Annotated in this window: 22 protein-coding genes; 14 read left to right on the plus strand and 8 right to left on the minus strand. The window is 52.3% G+C overall.

Annotated features, from left to right (window positions below):
- Positions 1-216: 216 nt before the first annotated feature.
- Together tmk and holB are read left to right on the plus strand one after the other, a co-directional pair.
- Positions 217-852 carry a dTMP kinase gene (gene tmk, locus BMX00_RS04310; protein WP_245727693.1) on the plus strand — a complete coding sequence of 212 codons (636 nt, stop codon included), beginning with the start codon at positions 217-219 and terminating at the stop codon, positions 850-852.
- Positions 849-2,000: a DNA polymerase III subunit delta' gene (holB, locus tag BMX00_RS04315; protein WP_090827464.1), complete on the plus strand. Its 1,152-nt coding sequence runs from the start codon at positions 849-851 to the stop codon at positions 1,998-2,000. Before tmk ends, holB begins: the two co-directional genes overlap by 4 nt.
- 80 nt (positions 2,001-2,080) lie before the next feature.
- On the opposite strand, the gene BMX00_RS04320 is transcribed toward holB, so the two are convergent.
- On the minus strand, positions 2,081-3,004 hold the full coding sequence (locus tag BMX00_RS04320) for a PEP-CTERM sorting domain-containing protein (protein WP_090827465.1): 924 nt from the start codon (positions 3,002-3,004) through the stop codon (positions 2,081-2,083).
- A 358-nt stretch (positions 3,005-3,362) separates the two neighbouring features.
- Between BMX00_RS04320 and BMX00_RS04325 the strand changes: the two genes are divergently transcribed.
- The 5 genes from BMX00_RS04325 to BMX00_RS04345 all read left to right on the plus strand — a co-directional run bounded on the left by BMX00_RS04325 (position 3,363) and on the right by BMX00_RS04345 (position 6,729).
- The gene (locus BMX00_RS04325) at positions 3,363-4,127 is read left to right on the plus strand and encodes a TatD family hydrolase (protein WP_090827466.1); all 765 of its coding nucleotides are present in this window, start codon (positions 3,363-3,365) and stop codon (positions 4,125-4,127) included.
- Between the two features lie 3 nt (positions 4,128-4,130).
- A complete protein-coding gene (locus BMX00_RS04330; protein ID WP_090827468.1) occupies positions 4,131-4,784 on the plus strand; it encodes an ankyrin repeat domain-containing protein in 654 nt (217 codons plus the stop codon).
- A 17-nt stretch (positions 4,785-4,801) separates the two neighbouring features.
- Positions 4,802-5,191, plus strand: a complete 390-nt coding sequence (locus BMX00_RS04335; RefSeq protein WP_090827470.1) for a VOC family protein — start codon at positions 4,802-4,804, stop codon at positions 5,189-5,191.
- A 106-nt stretch (positions 5,192-5,297) separates the two neighbouring features.
- Positions 5,298-5,900, plus strand: coding sequence for an NAD(P)H:quinone oxidoreductase (gene wrbA, locus BMX00_RS04340; RefSeq protein ID WP_090827473.1), 603 nt, complete (start codon positions 5,298-5,300; stop codon positions 5,898-5,900).
- Positions 5,901-5,985: 85 nt separating this feature from the next.
- Positions 5,986-6,729: an SDR family oxidoreductase gene (locus BMX00_RS04345; protein ID WP_177171757.1), complete on the plus strand. Its 744-nt coding sequence runs from the start codon at positions 5,986-5,988 to the stop codon at positions 6,727-6,729.
- 109 nt (positions 6,730-6,838) lie between these two features.
- Here BMX00_RS04345 and BMX00_RS14965 read toward each other — a convergent pair whose 3' ends face one another.
- Positions 6,839-6,967, minus strand: coding sequence for a hypothetical protein (locus tag BMX00_RS14965; protein WP_281245893.1), 129 nt, complete (start codon positions 6,965-6,967; stop codon positions 6,839-6,841).
- Positions 6,964-7,245 carry a hypothetical protein gene (locus BMX00_RS04350; RefSeq protein WP_090827475.1) on the minus strand — a complete coding sequence of 94 codons (282 nt, stop codon included), beginning with the start codon at positions 7,243-7,245 and terminating at the stop codon, positions 6,964-6,966. Before BMX00_RS04350 ends, BMX00_RS14965 begins: the two co-directional genes overlap by 4 nt.
- Before the next feature lie 272 nt (positions 7,246-7,517).
- Between BMX00_RS04350 and BMX00_RS04355 the strand changes: the two genes are divergently transcribed.
- Both BMX00_RS04355 and BMX00_RS04360 read left to right on the plus strand, forming a co-directional pair.
- Positions 7,518-8,207, plus strand: a complete 690-nt coding sequence (locus BMX00_RS04355) for an MgtC/SapB family protein (protein ID WP_090827477.1) — start codon at positions 7,518-7,520, stop codon at positions 8,205-8,207.
- A gap of 100 nt (positions 8,208-8,307) precedes the next feature.
- Positions 8,308-8,709 carry a VOC family protein gene (locus BMX00_RS04360; RefSeq protein ID WP_090827479.1) on the plus strand — a complete coding sequence of 134 codons (402 nt, stop codon included), beginning with the start codon at positions 8,308-8,310 and terminating at the stop codon, positions 8,707-8,709.
- A 34-nt stretch (positions 8,710-8,743) separates the two neighbouring features.
- On the opposite strand, the gene BMX00_RS04365 is transcribed toward BMX00_RS04360, so the two are convergent.
- Positions 8,744-9,757, minus strand: a complete 1,014-nt coding sequence (locus tag BMX00_RS04365) for an NAD(P)H-quinone oxidoreductase (protein WP_090827481.1) — start codon at positions 9,755-9,757, stop codon at positions 8,744-8,746.
- Between the two features lie 136 nt (positions 9,758-9,893).
- Between BMX00_RS04365 and BMX00_RS04370 the strand changes: the two genes are divergently transcribed.
- The 3 genes from BMX00_RS04370 to BMX00_RS04380 all read left to right on the plus strand — a co-directional run bounded on the left by BMX00_RS04370 (position 9,894) and on the right by BMX00_RS04380 (position 11,559).
- The gene (locus tag BMX00_RS04370; RefSeq protein ID WP_090827483.1) at positions 9,894-10,454 is read left to right on the plus strand and encodes an NADPH-dependent FMN reductase; all 561 of its coding nucleotides are present in this window, start codon (positions 9,894-9,896) and stop codon (positions 10,452-10,454) included.
- Between the two features lie 166 nt (positions 10,455-10,620).
- Positions 10,621-10,839: a hypothetical protein gene (locus tag BMX00_RS04375; RefSeq protein WP_090827485.1), complete on the plus strand. Its 219-nt coding sequence runs from the start codon at positions 10,621-10,623 to the stop codon at positions 10,837-10,839.
- A gap of 39 nt (positions 10,840-10,878) precedes the next feature.
- Entirely contained in the window at positions 10,879-11,559 is a 681-nt protein-coding gene (locus BMX00_RS04380; RefSeq protein ID WP_090827487.1) for a type 1 glutamine amidotransferase domain-containing protein, read from the plus strand.
- A 435-nt stretch (positions 11,560-11,994) separates the two neighbouring features.
- On the opposite strand, the gene BMX00_RS04390 is transcribed toward BMX00_RS04380, so the two are convergent.
- From BMX00_RS04390 to BMX00_RS04405, 4 genes are all read right to left on the minus strand, one after another.
- Entirely contained in the window at positions 11,995-12,276 is a 282-nt protein-coding gene (locus BMX00_RS04390; protein ID WP_090827491.1) for an NAD(P)/FAD-dependent oxidoreductase, read from the minus strand.
- 127 nt (positions 12,277-12,403) lie between these two features.
- Positions 12,404-13,294, minus strand: a complete 891-nt coding sequence (locus tag BMX00_RS04395) for a sterol desaturase family protein (protein WP_245727695.1) — start codon at positions 13,292-13,294, stop codon at positions 12,404-12,406.
- 65 nt (positions 13,295-13,359) lie between these two features.
- Positions 13,360-14,694 carry a SulP family inorganic anion transporter gene (locus BMX00_RS04400; RefSeq protein WP_245727697.1) on the minus strand — a complete coding sequence of 445 codons (1,335 nt, stop codon included), beginning with the start codon at positions 14,692-14,694 and terminating at the stop codon, positions 13,360-13,362.
- A gap of 345 nt (positions 14,695-15,039) precedes the next feature.
- A complete protein-coding gene (locus BMX00_RS04405) occupies positions 15,040-15,801 on the minus strand; it encodes a glycosyltransferase (protein ID WP_342707145.1) in 762 nt (253 codons plus the stop codon).
- Between the two features lie 109 nt (positions 15,802-15,910).
- Between BMX00_RS04405 and BMX00_RS04410 the strand changes: the two genes are divergently transcribed.
- Positions 15,911-16,111: a hypothetical protein gene (locus tag BMX00_RS04410; RefSeq protein WP_090827498.1), complete on the plus strand. Its 201-nt coding sequence runs from the start codon at positions 15,911-15,913 to the stop codon at positions 16,109-16,111.
- 767 nt (positions 16,112-16,878) lie between these two features.
- Entirely contained in the window at positions 16,879-17,382 is a 504-nt protein-coding gene (locus BMX00_RS04415; protein ID WP_090827500.1) for a hypothetical protein, read from the plus strand.
- The last annotated feature ends 15 nt before the right edge of the window (positions 17,383-17,397 follow it).

Consider the following 17,397-nt stretch of genomic DNA (forward strand, 5'->3'; position numbering starts at 1 on the left):
AATGAACTCCGAATTGTTGGATCCCCCACCCTGATGGTATACCTGTTCAGCCCGGTTTCCAATTTCTAACCTCTGATAAGATGCTTTTTCGGCTCATTAAATTCAAGGTAGCGGGCAAAACTATTGTCGTTTACCAGTATAAGCTAAACTGCGCGATGGGCAATCATGCGACAAATACGCTTTCTTTACTGTGTACGCCTTTGGACCATTTCCATAATGATGATTTCCGAAACTTCTAAAGGCAAATTTATCACAATGGAGGGTATAGACGGTGCGGGCAAGAGCACGCACCTCAACTGGCTTGCTGATTTTTTTCGTAGCAGGGGAAAGACCGTAGTGGTGACACGTGAACCAGGCGGTACGCGCCTGGGGGAAAGACTGCGGGAACTCCTGCTCGACAATTATCAGACCATGCATGGAGAAACCGAGGCATTGCTGATGTTTGCGGCGCGGCGCGAACATCTGGACAAGGTCATCGTGCCGGCGCTGGATCAGGGGAACTGGGTTATTTCCGATCGATTTACCGACGCCAGCTTTGCTTATCAGGGTGGAGGCCGGGGCTTGCCCATCCAGAAACTCGAGGTACTCGAACACTGGGTACAAGGACTATTTCAGCCGGACCTGACACTTTATCTCGATGTGACAGTCGAATTGGGCAGGCAGCGAACCAGTGCAATCAAGACGGCTGACCGGTTCGAAAAAGAACGGGATGAGTTTTTTCAGAGAGTCAGAGAATGTTATCTTGAACGGGCACGGAAATTCCCTCAGCGAATAAGGGTGATAAACGCAAATCTACCTTTGGAACAAGTTAACAAATCGATTGAAGAGACCATTATATCTTTCTGTAAATGAGCATTTATTCTTGGCAGACAGAAGTATGGCAGAGATTGGTTACCCGCAATCAAGCGAGCGTTGAACGGGACCACCGCGAAGGCGCCACGTTCCTGAATCACGCCTTGCTGCTGCGGGGCAGGAAGGGGTTGGGAAAATTCAAATTCGCCAATTGCCTGGCCAAATCCAGATTGTGCCAAAACACTTCTGTTGACGGAGAAGCATGTGGGTCTTGCGCGAGCTGCAGATGGTTTGAGCAAGGTGGTCATCCGGATTTTCGCCTGGTCGAGCCCGAAGTTCTGTCGGCGCAATTGGGGGTATCAGGTTCGTCCGAGGATCGCACGGGCGAGGAAAGCAGCAACACCGAGGAATATGCGTCTGGGGAATCCTCAGCGGGCGCCGGGGCAGAAACCGGCAGCACGAAATCCAGGAAAAAACCCAGCAAGCAAATCGGTGTCGAGCAAATTCGCGCTCTCACCGATTTCATCAATATATCCAGCCACCAGAACGGCTATAAAATTATAGTGATCCATCCGGCGGAAACCATGAATACGGCCGCAGCCAACGCGCTGCTGAAAAATTTGGAAGAACCACCTCCGCGAACGTTATTCATATTGGTGGCGCATCAGGCGCAGCATTTACTTGCCACCATACGCAGCCGTTGTATGCAGGTAGCGATGCCCGCGCCTGACTCCGCCGTCGCGACTCGCTGGCTCCGGCAACAAGGCGTTAAAAATGCGGAAGCCTGTCTGGCTTCCGCGGGTTACGCGCCGCTGGCGGCACTGGAATTTAACGATGACATTTATCTTGAGCAACACAGCGCCTTCATCGAACAAATCAGCGAGCTCGCAAATTTCAATCCAATCGCGCTGGCCGAGGCCATGCAAAAATCCGACTTACCGACCGTCGTGAAGTGGCTGCAAAAATGGTGTTATGATTTATTGATCTTTCGGACTGCGGGGAAAATACGCTACCACGTGAATATACCTGCCATCCCATCGTTGGCCTCCGATATCGATCCCCGTGCGCTGATAACCTATTTGCGAACCTTGACCAGAACGCAACAGCTTGCGAGCCACCCCCTCAATCCACGTTTGTTTCTGGAGGAAATGCTGTTTTCCTACGCAATGATGCTATCTTCATCCTTGTGGCCCGCCAGTAAGCGTTAATTAGAAACGTTCCAGGCAGGGTTTATGGAAGGTCGATCTAAACAAAAAAGCCTTTCCGAGGGGGAAAGGCTTTTTTGTTTCTAGCTGTATCGCCGGCGTACGGTGTAGGCCAATCCGAACAGGCCGATTGCCACCAGCGGCAACACGCCGGGCTCAGGGACCTGGCCGGGATCGCAAGGCGGTTGACCTGGCTCGCCGCATTGGAACACTGTTCCGGCACCACCGCCAATCACAACCGCGCCCGGGAATGTGCCACCCGTAGGGCCGAAGATCGGGCCGTTCACCAATGGATTCAGACCGCCAAAATTACCGGAGAACCATGCATGCCAGGGCGTCGCATTCGTTACATCGCTGTTCGTCAACCCCGGAAAGGCGGAATTGCCAGCGGCAGTAATGCTAAGTGAACTGGAATTGAAACCGGGACCACCATTATCCCCTTGAACGGTCAACCCCGGCAATAACGCTGAAAGCCATCCGTAACCGATGCTGGAATTCGCCTGTTCCTGCGTAAAAAGGCCACCGCCACCGACAACAAAATTATTAAGAACGGTGGAATTACTGTTGACAATACCGAGTTGAGCGTCGGTAATCCCGCCACCTACGTTGCTGCTGACCGTGGGCATGTAAATAATACCGGTATTGTTGACGTTCGTGGTCCCAGAGCCATTGAAGAAATTGGTTATATCGCTTAAGGTGGACAAGGCGACAAAATTCCACGTCCCATCCAGGCTTGATTTTGTAGTTGCCGAATTAAACGCCGAAAGCGCACTGCTGGAGTTACAGCCAATGCAGGTCACGGTGAGGTCACCATTAGTGACAGCGGGAGCCAGATTTTCAAAGGCTTTCTGCATAAACAGCCAACCGGTAAAGTTCGTGGTTGCGTTGGCAGAGCCATGATCATCAGCATCGGTCCCGGCAATGATGATGGGGCCGGCTGAAGCTGTAAGGGATAACCCGCCCAATAGGGCGCCACAGAACAATGACAGTATTTTTTTTCTTTCCATAACTCAGATTTCCTCTTGTTGGTTTTTAATGTTGCATGCGCCGCCCAATCACCGCACAGATTCGGACCATAATAGGCTCCCCCGATCATTGGGGATCATGCAGTTGGGTATGTTAAGCATTTTCCATGCCAGGAATAAAAATTGCATCTTTTAACCTGAATTACAATGGATTATTATTTTTTCAATAAAGAATTCTTTTTAAGAAAGCTGATTCCCTAGGTCAAGTGTAAAGGCCACCGACAGTTATTCAGAAGGTTTTGGCTGCCGGTTCGCCGCTGCTTTACTTCCATTTAACTTCAATAAGGAGATAATGAGTCGGTTAAAGCGTATTCAATAATTTCCGCCGACTTATTCAGCTATGTTTGTTGACTCTCACTGTCATCTGGATTTCCCCGATCTTGCCGCCAATCTCCGCGAGCTATTGAATAACATGCAGGATAATAATGTCAGCCACGCGCTCTGCGTGAGCGTCAATCTCGAAGATTTTCCACGAGTACGGGCATTGGCGGAAACGCATTCCAACCTGTTCGCCTCGGTCGGCGTGCATCCGGATTATGAAAATCTGGACGAGCCGAGCGCGGCGCAATTGGCTTCTCTGGCCGGCCATGCCAAGGTGGTTGCAATTGGCGAGACGGGACTGGATTACTTTCGTCTTAAAGGCGATCTTGAATGGCAGCGGGAACGCTTCCGTCAACACATCCGGGCGGCCCGGCAATGCGGCAAACCCCTCATTATCCACACCCGGGCAGCCGCTGCGGATACACTGCGCATCATGGCGGAGGAGGGCGCGGATCGCGTCGGCGGGGTGATGCACTGCTTTACCGAAAGCTGGGACGTTGCGGAGCGTGCCATGGAAATGAATTTTTATATCTCATTCTCCGGGATTGTCACTTTCAAGAATGCCCTGGCGCTCAAGGAGGTAGCCAGGAGAATCAAACTTGAGAGAATGCTGATAGAAACCGATTCGCCCTACCTCGCCCCTGTACCTCATCGCGGCAAAATTAATCAGCCCGCCTTTGTACGGCACGTCGCGGAAGCCATAGCGGATCTGCGCGGTATTAGCGTAAATGAAATTGCCTCGGCCACTACCGACAACTTTTTCAACTTGTTCAAGGCGGCTTGAATCATGATCTCATCGCAAAAAATCTTTTTTTTGGCTGGCTTGGCGCTTGTTTCCAGTTTGGGCCATCAGTCGCTTGCCACGGCAGGCATTTATGAAGACCTGCGCTGGGCGGTGGAGGACAATAATACGACCGACATTGCGAAGCTGCTGGCCCGGGGCGCCGATCCCAACACGCCCGATGAGCAGGGAAATACGCTTTTAATGGTGGCTGTTGGCCACAAAAACGCCGATCTTGTTGATCTTCTGGTGAATGCGGGCGCCAAGCTCAACTTGCGCAACAGGCGAGGCGAGACCGCTATCATGCTTGCCAGCTATCGGGGTTTTAAAGATATCGTCGAGAGACTGTATATTAAAGGGGCCGAAATCAACCATCCTGGATGGAATCCCTTGATTTACGCCGCATCCGGAGGTCACGCCGACATTATTCGCTTATTGCTGGAAGGAGGTGTGCCCATCAATTCAACCTCCGATAACGGAACGACTGCTTTGATGATGGCGGCCCGCGGCAACCATATTGAAGCCGTGAAGGTCCTCCTCGAGCATGGCGCCGACCCCAATCTCAGGAACGAGTGGGGCAAAACAGCGATGGAATGGGCGCTCAGCAAAAAACACAACGATATCGCGGCGTTGTTGAAAACGAGCGGAGCCAGGCAATAATATAAATTGGAAAATACATGAGCGCGATCGGCTTCAATCACTATAATTTGCGCGCCCCGCGCGAGCTGTTGGATGAGCTCAAAACATTCTACTGTGAAATCGTGGGCCTCACGCAGGGTCAACGCCCGCCATTTGAAAGCTTTGGCTACTGGCTTTACGCCGGAGATCAATGTGTGCTTCACTTGAGCCAGACGCGCCCGGATGAAGTGCGGCATATCGATGTTGCCACTACCTTTGACCACGTTGCGTTTACTTGCACCAACCGCCCTGAAATGGAGGCTCGCCTGAAGCACTACAATCTTCCATTCAAAGAGGGGCGGGTGCCCTCGCTCGGCATATCCCAGCTATTCATCAAGGACCCAGCGGGAAACGGCATAGAGTTGAGCTTTGCCTCCAATCAGGCGTGACTATCGAAGGAACGGCTGAGAAAGCCAAAAAAAGGGTGGAAAATAGCGGAACCGCGTTAAAACGCTGCTACATTTAAGTCCATCACCACATCCAAGGAGAAATAATATGGCAAAAATTCTCGTGCTTTACTACAGCATGTATGGTCATGTGGAAATAATGGCTGGGGCCGTAGCCGAGGGTGCCCGCAGCGTCGAAGGCGCCGAGGTCGTTATCAAGCGAGTACCGGAACTGGTGCCGGAGGAAGTTGCACGCAAAGCAGGCGCCAAGCTGGATCAGCCGGCACCGATCGCGACGGTGGATGAGCTGCCGAACTATGATGCCATCATTTTTGGCACGCCGACCCGTTTCGGCAACATGTGCGCGCAAATGCGCAATTTTCTCGACCAGACCGGCCGGCTATGGCTGAGCGGTGGCTTGGCCGGTAAGGTTGCAAGCGTGTTCACTTCCACTGCCACACAACATGGCGGGCAGGAAACCACGATTACATCATTTCACAGCACCTTGTTGCATCAGGGGATGATCATTGTAGGTGTGCCCTACACCTGTCAGGGACTGCTTAACATGAACGAAATCACGGGCGGGTCCCCGTATGGGGCGGGAACGCTCGCTGGCGGGGACGGCAGCCGGCAACCCTCGGAAAACGAACTGAAGATTGCCCGTTTTCAAGGCAGGCATGCTACCGAGATTGCGAAGAAACTATGCGCCTGACCATACTCAGGGGTTGTTCTTCGGGGGCCGTTCTTCGCTTCCCCCGCCTTTCCGTTCTCATTAAGCCGGGAACCGGAATGCCGCAATGATAAAGCCGCTTAAAGATAAAGTCGCTATTGTCACGGGCTCGTCGCGGGGCATTGGCGCGGAGATTGCGCGAACACTCGGGAGCGCAGGCGCAAAAATCATTGTCAACTATATCTTTAACCGGAAGGCGGCCGAAGCGGTATGCGCGGATATCACAAGGGCGGGGAGCGAATCGCTGGCTGTCAGAGCCGATGTCAGCCATCCGGCTGAGGCACGCATACTTTTCGACGCGGCGGTCGGACGCTTCAACCGTGTTGACATTCTTGTCAACAATGCAGGTGTACTCCTTTCGAGGAAAATTGCAGAAATCAGTGACGAAGAGTTCGACCGGGTCCTGAGTGTTAACACCAAAGGCGTTTTTTTTGCATTGCGCGAGGCGGCCACCCGGCTTGCCGATGGGGGACGCGTAGTCAGCCTCTCCAGCACCGTGACCCGCCTGATGCTGCCCAACTATGGTGCGTATGCGGCAAGCAAAGGCGCGGTCGAGCAGCTCACTCGCATCTTTGCGAGCGAGGTCGGAGAGCGGGGGATAACCGCTAATATCGTGTCGCCAGGGCCGGTCAATACGGAAATGTTTACGACGGGAAAATCCGAGGAAACCATCAAACGGATGGCAAACATGTCATTCCAGGGCCGGGTCGGCGAACCGGAAGACATTGCCCGTGTGGTGCTTTTCCTGGTAAGTGATGAGGCGAGCTGGATTACCGGTCAGAATATCAGTGTCAGTGGCGGAGCTGCATGATAGCTTTGGGGGAACAGCCAGAACCAACGCAGCTAGAACCGTGGCAAGGCATAGCGTAACCATTAACATACCGGAGAGGCACGCAACAGTAAAAAGAAATGTTCAGTATTCAGTAAAGCAGCCGGAGCAAAGCAACATCCATCATTGCTTGATCCTCCTGCAACGCCAAAAAAATCCGGAAGAATTCGCCTGCCACCTGAGGAACAGAAAAAACTACCAGATGAACAGCGTCACTCATGCTTCCATTTCTATAACAAATAAGCGATCTGCCTTAGTTCTTGCTAGCTTTCCCAGTCCTTCTAATCCCTGGTATTTCACCTTATCCATCAATAGGCAGAAATCTCTCATCTGCATGCAATCCAAAGCCCATTCTCCAGGCTCTGCTTCATATATTGCATTTTCCAGTGTCAGTGCCGCAGCAGCCCAGTGCCCATGCGCAATTTCCACCATGGCGATTTTGCATCGCGTCACCAACGCGGGCGGTGCTGCCATTAAAATTTCATACATGGATTTCATGGCGACCTCCTACTTAAAAAAGCCGTTGTACAATAATTTTGACCGCTATCTTATGATTCAGTGCCATGGATACGGATTTTTTATACGATGAGCCTGGCTATAACCGCGTTCCTCCGGCAGTTCGGTTAAATGAAGTTAAATGCTTTATTATTAGTAGATTATGGATCTATTCTCTTAAACTGCTTTAACTGATAACAACTATATGGCCAGAGGTGGAGAGAGGAGTGCCCCGCATAATATCCTGGCCAGGATAATAATATTTCGAGGTTGTCATGAATGCCGATAACTTAACAGTTATCCTCCATCTTGTTGGGGCGGTGGTTGCAGGCGGGTTTATCGGCCTTGAAAGGACTTTTCATGGTCATCCCGCTGGTTTCCGCACCCACGCGCTCGTCTGCCTGGCCTCCAGCCTGCTGATGTTGGTGGCACTCCATGAGTGGAGATCGTTGCCGGGTTTTTCGCTCGATAGCATGCGAACAGATCCAATGCGAATGGCGCAGGGAATCATGACAGGCATAGGTTTTCTCGGCGCGGGAGTTATCTTCAAGGAGGGGTTAAGCGTCCGCGGGCTGACCACCGCCGCTTCCATCTGGATCACGGCCGCCATTGGGATTATGCTGGGGATAGGGTTTTACTTTCCCGCAGTTCTTGGAACTGTGTTCACGCTTGGGATCCTCTCTCTGTTCCGTGTGCTTGAAGACAGGATTCCACGTCAGAAGTATGCTCAATATCACGTCAGCTTCGACAGGAACAACGTCATGTCGGAAACTCTCGTGAGAAAGCTCCTGACTGACCACGGGTTTGAGATAGCGAACATGAGTTATCGTATTACCCAGGCCGGACTATTTGAATACCGTATGGATATCCGAACCACAAATGCTGATCGAACGTCCGCTTTGGCGGAAATATTGCGGGGGACGGAATCGGTTCGCGAATTCCGGATCTCGACTACTGGCAGTTAAAGCTAAAACAAATTCAGTGGCCTCTGACTGCGCGCCAGCTATAGAGAGGTTGTAAAAAGGCGAACAGATTCCCAACATCTATTACCAAAGGAGTTCATCCATGCAACTGAATCCTTATCTTAGTTTTAATGGCCAATGCGAAGCGGCGTTCAAATTCTATGAGCAGTGCCTGGGGGGCAAAATCGTAGCAATGCTCACCTACGGGAGTTCACCCATGGCGGATCAAACGCCACCTGAATGGCGCGATAAAATCATGCATGCTCGCTTAATGGTGGAAGACGAAATATTGATGGGCTCGGACAGCCCGCCTGAGCACTATGAACAAACAAATGGCATGTCTGTATCGCTTGGCATAGACAACCCGGAAGATGCGGAGCGCATATTTCATGCATTGGCGGAAAACGGCACGGTTCGCATGCCCATCCAGACAACCTTCTGGGCGACACGCTTCGGCATGCTTGTCGATCAGTTTGGCACACCGTGGATGATAAACTGCGAGTGATTGTGACCAGAGAACGGTAATGGTCTCGCAAGGGCTATGGGCGGATCGCCAGAACGATTTTTCCGATATGTGCTCCGGACTCCATGAGAGCATGAGCCTCGGCTGCTTCTTCAAGCCTGAAGACCTTGAATATCGGAGGCCTTAGTTTTCCCTGCTCCAGGAGGGGCCACACGTGCTGTTCGAGTTCTGCCGCAATCTGTGCTTTTTCCTGGACGCTTCTCGATCGCAGCGTGGAGCCGGTGTGAGTAAGCCGTTTGGCCAGCATGGTCATCAGGTTTAACTCTCTGGCGGGACCATTCTGAACCCCGATCTGGACGATGCGCCCGTTCAGCGCGGCCGCCTTGTAATTCCTGGCGACATAGTCTCCAGCGATAATATCGACGACAACATCGGCCCCTTTGCCGTCGGTGAATTTTTTGGTTTCCTCGACAAAGTCGTGGCTGTGGTAATTGATGGCAAGATCCGCACCCAGGGCGAGACAGGCTTGCCGCTTCTCCTCCGAGCCAACCGTTACAATCGCTGTGGCGCCGAATGCCTTGGACAGCATGATAGCAGTCGTTCCGATGCCGGAAGCGCCGCCGTGAATCAACACGGTTTCCCCTTCGCGGAGCTTGCCGCGCTGAAAGAGATTGGTCCATACAGTAAAAAAAGTTTCCGGCACCGCGGCTGCCTCCATCATGCTCATATCTGGCGGTATAAGTAGCGCATTACTCTCATGCACAGCACAGTATTCGGCGTAGCCGCCGCCGGCAACCAGGGCGCATACATCATCGCCGATGTTGAAGCGGCCTGTTCCCGTGCCCAGCGCGACGACTTTTCCGGCGATTTCAAGCCCGGGAATTCCAGACGCGCCAGGGGGAGGAGGGTAAAGTCCGCGCCGCTGCAAAATATCCGGACGATTGACGCCAGCCGCCTCGACTTTGATAAGAATGCATCCACTCTCCGGTTGAGGAACGGGATGGGAGACGGGCACGAGCACTTCCGGCCCTCCTGCATGCTGAATACTGATGGCCAGCATGCTTGGCGGACTATTGGGCTTGGAGGTCATGATTTCCGCATCATTTTTTTCTATTGTATTAGTGTAATAGTGAACCCCTGAAGTTTGGAAAATTATGCAGAAGCCTTGAAAGAGAGATAATAGTTTAACTGCTGCCTCATATAAATGATGTAATAAGGAGAACGCAATGATCAGTCTAATCGGTATTTCCGGCAGCGTACGCAGCGGTTCATATAACTTGGCATTGCTTCGCGCGGCTACTTTGCTGATGCCTCCTGACAGCAAGCTCCATATCGAATCGATTGGTGGTATCCCGCTCTATAATGGCGATGACGAAGCCGAAAGAGGGGTGCCCGCTACTGTAGAGCATCTCAAGGATCAGATCGCGCAGGCTGATGGATTACTGCTTGTAACGCCGGAGTACAACAACAGCGTTCCAGGGGTTGCCAAGAACGCCATCGATTGGCTTTCCCGCCCTCCAAAAGATATCCCGCGCGTTTTCAGGGGCAAAGCAGTTGCTATTGCAGGAGCGTCTCCTGGAGGGTTTGGGACCATCTTATCGCAGAATGCTTGGCTTCCGGTATTTCGCACGCTGGGCGCAGAGCTATGGTCGGGCGGCCGCTTGCTGGTATCACGCGCTGGCAGTGTCATCGATGCAACCGGCGAGATTTCCGATCCCGCTACGCGCGATAACCTTCGCAAGTTTATGGAAGGCTTTGTCGGCTATATTCAAGATCGAAAGAGGTAATTTGCCTGAGCGTGACCCTATAAACGCAGAAACGTATATATGTCAGTTTTTCCTATTTCCTGTGCCTGATCAGTCGCTACAAAATAGTCTTAAAACCAGGGCGGGATTTCTCTTACCACGGATATGAATTCGGACTCTGCTATGGTGGTATCCAGGGGGCAATTGCATGGATAAGGGAGAATGGTACTTTGATGTAGGATATGTAGAGCTATTGTATGCCGCCATGGTCGTTGGCATCGTTGTAGCCCTGTATTACTTCCGCCGTCTTAAACAGGTATCGGAACTCGCAGCGAATCTGATCGACGAGCACAGCCTGTTGCTGGGCCTGCTCGTGTTGGCGGTGTTGCTTTTTATCCTTAACAGGCTGCTGGGAGATCTGTGGTAACTCTGCCCTATCGGCCTCTCAAACAGAAGGAGATTTGTTATGAACATTCTTATGGTTCTCACGTCCCATGACCAACTCGGCAATACGGGAAAGGAAACCGGGTTTTGGCTGGAAGAACTCGCCGCTCCGTATTACGTGCTGAAGGATGCGGGAGCAACGATCACGCTGGCCTCGCCCCATGGCGGCCAGCCCCCGATAGATCCAAAAAGCGATCTACCGGAAAATCAAACCGATTCAACCAGGCGTTTCCGCACGGATACTTCCGCCCAGGCTGAACTAGCCACTACCAAGAAGCTGGACAGCGTCTCCGCGGCCGAATATGACGCAGTCTTCTACCCCGGCGGACATGGCCCGATGTGGGACATGCCCGACAATGCGGCGTCCATCGCGCTGATCGAGGACTTTATCAAGGCGGACAAGCCTGTCGCTGCAGTATGTCACGCGCCGGTCGCGCTAGTGAATGTGCGCGGAAAAGACGGAGACTATCTCATCAAAGGCAAGCGCGTGACCGGATTCACAGATACTGAAGAAGAGGCTGTGGGCCTGACCGGGGTCGTGCCTTTCCTGTTGGAAGACCGATTAAGGGAACGAGGGGGTATCTTCAGCAAAGGTCCTGACTGGAGTGCGCATGTCGAGGTGGACGGTAAACTGATAACTGGCCAGAACCCGGCCTCTTCACGGGCTGGAGCGGAAGCACTGCTGAAGCTGCTTCAAAAATGAAGAGGGGAAGCGGATATCAGGGATACTGTTTTTAACCGAAATTGTAATCCTCGAACCGGGGCCTTCGGAGCTCGCGCATGTACTAAAAAAGAGAAGCCCGGATAAACCCCGATGATTTTGCCCGACTCCGCCTTGTACCAGCTTCTGCAACCCGCAGCCCAAACCGATGTCAGCTGGGCTTGCTGCAATTCTTCGTTATATCGGACCATGGCACTTGGCTTTACGTAGAAAAAACTCTTCTGGCGTTTGGTGATTTCCTGAACGCATTGCGGCGCATAGTTCACCTGGGTTTCTATGAAAAGTATCGCCGAGGTGTGCCCTTGACCTGTATTCGGGCCCAGAAGTAAAAAAGGTTGGAAAAATTGGCAACAGTGACTCCGCGATATGCCTCCGGGTCGCTTGCCTAAGCTTGACTCAGCGACCTTCCGTCGAGGCCTAGACTACGTACAGAGGATAAAGCGTGTTTACATCGAATCCAGTCGCGCAAACAACCGCATCGACTTCGCGCCTCCGGCCATCCCTGGACACAATCCCAGCTGCATCAATTCGGTCTATCGGCGCTGTGATGAGTTCCACGTTGGAACGCATGAGGGTAGGGTAGTAGTCATTGGAAAGCAGAACCCGTTTGCATCCAAACGGATAGTCGGGCCGCAGTTTCTTGTCCGGCACTTGCCGTCGCAGGTGAGCCTCAGCCAACGTACGACCAGCCTTCGCCATCAACTACCTGGATTAAAGGCAAGCCGCCTGCCCCGAGGATTGCCACCCGATACGGTACGGCGATATGCGCTTCGTCAGAGGTGTTTATGCTAAGTATTCCCGGATTTCAGCTTGTAAGCAGGCTGGCTCAGTTCCGTTCCTTCCGGCTTTTTGCCAATGCCTCTGCGTCGGGTATCTGTTCCAGTGCTTCACGTGAATTAATGGGATAACTGTTGGCAGGTCCGACGAAAGGCTGGATCAGCATTCGATCGAGCCGTTCCCACGCGGGTTCGCGGAAGAGGTTGATGCCGATGGTCATGCTCTCATGGCCTTCCCGCGGCTGATCTTGATACGTGCCCAGCAGTCGATCCCACCAGGGAAGATTGAATCCAAAATTGGAGTTTGTCTCGTTAGGATGCCAGGAATGGTGGACCCGATGCATGTCAGGCGTAACCACCAGCCAGCGCAGAAATCTGTCGAGGGGCAGGGGAATGCGCACATTACCATGGTTGAATAATGAGGTTGCGTTGAGTAGTACTTCGAAGATCAGCACTGCAAGCGCTGACGCTCCGAGCGTGACCACTATCATCAGCTTGATACACATGGAAAGCATGATCTCAATCGGATGAAAGCGCACTCCCGTGGTGACGTCAAAATCGAGGTCGGCATGATGCATACGATGCAATCGCCAGAGCAAGGGCACGGCATGAAACAGCACATGCTGAAGGTAAATAGCCAAATCGAGGACCACGACAGAAACAGGAACTGCGATCCATGTGGGGATGACGAAAGCGTTCAACAAGCCCCATCCATTAGTTTCAGTCAGCAGCGCAACCCCGACTGCGGCTGTTGGGAATATGACTCGTATCACCAGGGTATTCAGAACTGCGATTCCAAGATTGCCCGGCCAACGCTTGAGCCGTGCCAGAGCGCGCCGACGTCGGGGCGCCAGCGCTTCGCAAGTGCCGACGGCAACGAGCATCACGATAAAAAAGCCCAGCCGAATAAACGGCTCAGCCTCTAATCCAGCTTCAGTCACGCTTTATCCCCTGACCCCTCCTGATCCGATGCCCGATACGGATGCACAGCCTTGGGCCTTGGCATTCAATCGTAATCCGAGGAAAATTTTTTCAGGTATTTTTTTATAATGACTTTGCCCGGTATTCCGCCGGCCCGGTGAAATACCAGATAATTTACCAGGCCATGCATTGCCATGGCGATCAGCAACCCCTCGAAAATCCCTACCTGATAGACCAGCAAGCCGCAAAAAATCGCAAGCAGCATGGCATAGTGCCCATGATGCGCCACGTACCACAGGCGCGAGATCATTTTCCAGCCGGAGAATATCATGATCACCGCCAGGGAGAACTTGGGCAGATACTCCAGGTATTGTGAATTCATGACAAAGAACGTGACAACTAATCCGATTATAAAGACGGAAAATTTGGTCATGGCCCCGGCCAGCTTATTGGTGGTGCTTTTCGCCAGACCATCGAGATTGGTCATGCCTCCAAAGAAGCTCGAACCCATATTGGCTATCCAGATAGCAAGCAGGCTGTTGTTGGTATTGCACTTGCGCCCCAGGGGATCGATTTTCTCGATGGCAGCATTGCTCATGACCTGCTCTATGACATTGACGGCCGCCAGCATGGCCGCAAAACCCAATACAGAGACCCATGTCAAGGCACTGCTGAACTGCGGTATCGGCGGAAAGAAATCTAGCGGCACGTCATCGACATGTAGCATGGGTACGGGCAGGAATTGCGCCAGCGCCACGCTTGCACCGATCAGAAGAAAATACGGTACAGCAGGCTTCGTGTCCTTGAATTTGGAAAACAGGTACACAAACATGGCAAAAGCCATCAGCGATATCAGCGCCATTCGCAACCTCTCGCCGTTCCAGAATGCATCGGTCGATTCCTGCTCAACCGGTATCTCATAGGTAAAGGTCAAAAACTTGAGGGCGATTTTCAGCCCGACCCCTGCCAGCAGCCCTTCGACAAGATAGGCCGGCACTGCCAGCAAAATGTACCTTTGCCAGTTGAATTTCCATATCAGCGCTTGCATGGTCGCCGTCAGGAAAATGACAAAGGCCATGTTTTCAATTCCGAATCTGGCAACGCCCAGGGCCAGCACGGGCGACAGCCCTGCGGCAATGCCGGGCACGCCGATAAAATTTCCGGGCCTGAAAAGCGCAACGATCCAGCCAATAAAGCAGGCGAACGCGACAGTTGCCAGGCCGACCTTGATCGGGTACTCGGACATCAGCACAATCCCCACGGACAACGGTATCGCCATTGCCCCGGTTATGATGCCGGCCTGGAGATCGCGGGCAAGGTATTTCCATTGAAAAGCTGCTGATATGGATCGCGGTGGTGCCAAGGCGGGTCGTTTTTTCGTTTTACTCGCAATACCCGGGTCATGGCGGGATGCGATCACTTGGTGCGGATGGGGTGAAGACATAGGTTTTCCAGGGTTGCCACATCCGGGTTCATATCTAAGCTTGCCGCGCGCAAGAATACGGCCACCTTATTATGACGCCGGCGCATCACCAGCCAAGTCTCATTATTTCGAACTGGAGAGCGAGAGGGAGAGCGAGAGCAGGCGGAGAGACTGCTGATTTACCTGATTTTGATTTACCCATGTGTATCATACGGATGAAGCTTGGACTCGATGTCGGCTGATAAATTCAGCCTCTCCATGACCATGAGGGCGAAAAGGTAAAAAGCGAATGTAAGATGGAACTGCGACCAAGACAGAACCATGATACCTGGTGCGTCATCTCTAGCGCCTCCCGTCATACCAGATCGGTAATTGCTTCTTATCCTGCAGTGACCGGCGTGGGTTGAGAATCACCCGCAGGATTTGACCAAAGATTTCCTGCGGGGAGTAGAGCAGAACCTTGCGCGATGAGGTCTCCAGCGGATGCCTGGTCAAAATGGAAAATTGGAGGCCCCTTTGCCGGCCCCATTTGGTCAATTCCTGGCTTAAGGTAATCTCGTCGGCCGCGTAGAGTTCCTGATTAAAACCGCCGACATCGCGAAACGCATCGCTGCGGCACACGACCAACGCTCCGGCTGCCCAGCGGAACCGAACCGAAACGGCCGTCCAGAGATTCAATGTCGAGTTTGCCCACCACGGCAGTCCTTCCATTCGTATGACGCTTCCACATCCCACATGTTTGCCTTCTTCAATCAGCCGTAATATGTCAGCGAGCAATCCGGGGTTCAACAGACTGTCAGCATCCACAAATAGCAACCAGTCTCCCGCGGCCTCAGCCGCGCCGGTATTGCGAGCGCGACCAATCTGGTTGATTGGCTCGAAAACCACCCGTGCACCCGCCTGCCGTGCCAGGTCTGCCGTGCGATCCGTGGAATTGTTGTCAACGACAACGGTTTCGGAAGTAAACCCAGCCTTGTAATTTGCAGCGAGTGATGTAGAAATAGAGTGCAGACATTCTCCGATCAGGCGCTCTTCATTAAAAGCTGGAATAACAATGGAAAGATGCATGGAAAAGTTGACTCTCGTCAGTAGATCGAATTCCAATTATCCTTGAAACAGTTTCTGAGCGGATTATTTTCTCTATTGCTGCATCGTTATGTGGCAGTGATCCGGGACGCGATCACCACAAAAATTCAAAGAGCCGGGAGCATATATGAATGAATTTGCGATCATACAATGGCTGATAGCAGCCACGATTTTTTTCGTCGTGCCATTTTGGCGGATCTTCAAGCGGGCGGGCTTCAAGCCAATCTTTGCGCTGCTTGCGCTGGTTCCGGGAGGTATTTTGGTGCTTCTATGGGTGATCGCTTTCGCGAAATGGCCCGCCTTCACGGAAGAGAAAAAAATATTATAAGTCAGACCCGATTTGTCTGGTTCAGCAGTTTCCCTGATTTTGCTGACAATAAATACGCAGGCGCCCCATCGAAAGACGGCGCTTGCGCTGCACGGTTCGACTTTTGCAAGCCATCTGGGCGGACACAGCAGCAGGCCAACCGTTGGAAAACCTTCCGCGGGGTAATTGCCAGGCAATCATCCGGTGTCCACGTCAGGTTGTTTATCTAAGGCATCGCGCCTTCAAAATGATTGCCGCCGCATCTCGATGCTTTTACTTCAGTAGGGGCTATTTCTTCAGGAGGAGTTGTTAAGCAAATATCGGGGCAAGCCCTATTAATTGCCCGTTGCCATCGCTTATTTAACATAATATACATTATACGCAAATGAAGGATGTGCTGAAACGGCTGTGGGGTTGTACTTCTGCGTAATAAATTTTGTACAATAAATTTTGCTTATGTGCGGTTGAGTACAGAATGCGTAAAGCCGGTTCGAGAGAATATGGTCAGGCGTCTGCTTTTTCTCCCTCTTGTGGTAGACGTCACTGGCCCGGCACAGGCCAACTACTCCTTGCCGGGCCTTTTTATGGCCGCGGTCCGCACACTGAGCCGCACTGAACCGCACTGAACTTTACCGGCTGATCTATGCTCACACGTAGCACTGTCCTGTGACAGGTCCTGTGGATAAGCGCTTGAGCTCGGCATATCTCTGCCTAATCAATATAAATATTTTTTTTCTGAAAACGTCATTCTATAATTCTCATACTCCAACCGATAAAAAGGAGAAGATATGAAATTTATAGTTCTGGCCATTTCCATGATGTTGCTTGCAGCCACTGCCCGAGCGGTAGACACATCTCCGATATATAAGGAACCCGATGCTCAAAGCAAATTCCATGATGCACAGCTACATGTAAAAAAACTGATGGATGCTGGTCAGTATCAGGAGGCGGCTAAATATATGCCTCTCTACCAGACGCTGGCCTGCGAGGCTGCGGAGCAAAAAGCTGGAAGGAGCATGGAAGAAGGTGCTGCGATTTGTACCAGGAAAAACAGTCGGGGAGATGTTGCCGGTGCGAGCAGCAGCGCCCTGCAGCAGCTGGATCGATCGGCGGGCACATCCTCAAACGTGTTAGCCCCGGGCCTCACGGTGATGCCCCGTTCAATACCGGGCTCATCGACGGCTTTAGATGGCTCGACGCCCTCTCTTCTCATGTTTGATCCCCGAAGTGATCCGGGAACCAGTTTCAAACGACCTGACCCTCCGGCTGATGCCTGGGTCGGAAAACCCTGACAATTGCCGAATTCA

Origin of the sequence: Nitrosovibrio tenuis (genome assembly GCF_900109785.1) — a bacterium.
Classification (GTDB): Bacteria; Pseudomonadota; Gammaproteobacteria; order Burkholderiales; family Nitrosomonadaceae; genus Nitrosospira; species Nitrosospira tenuis_A.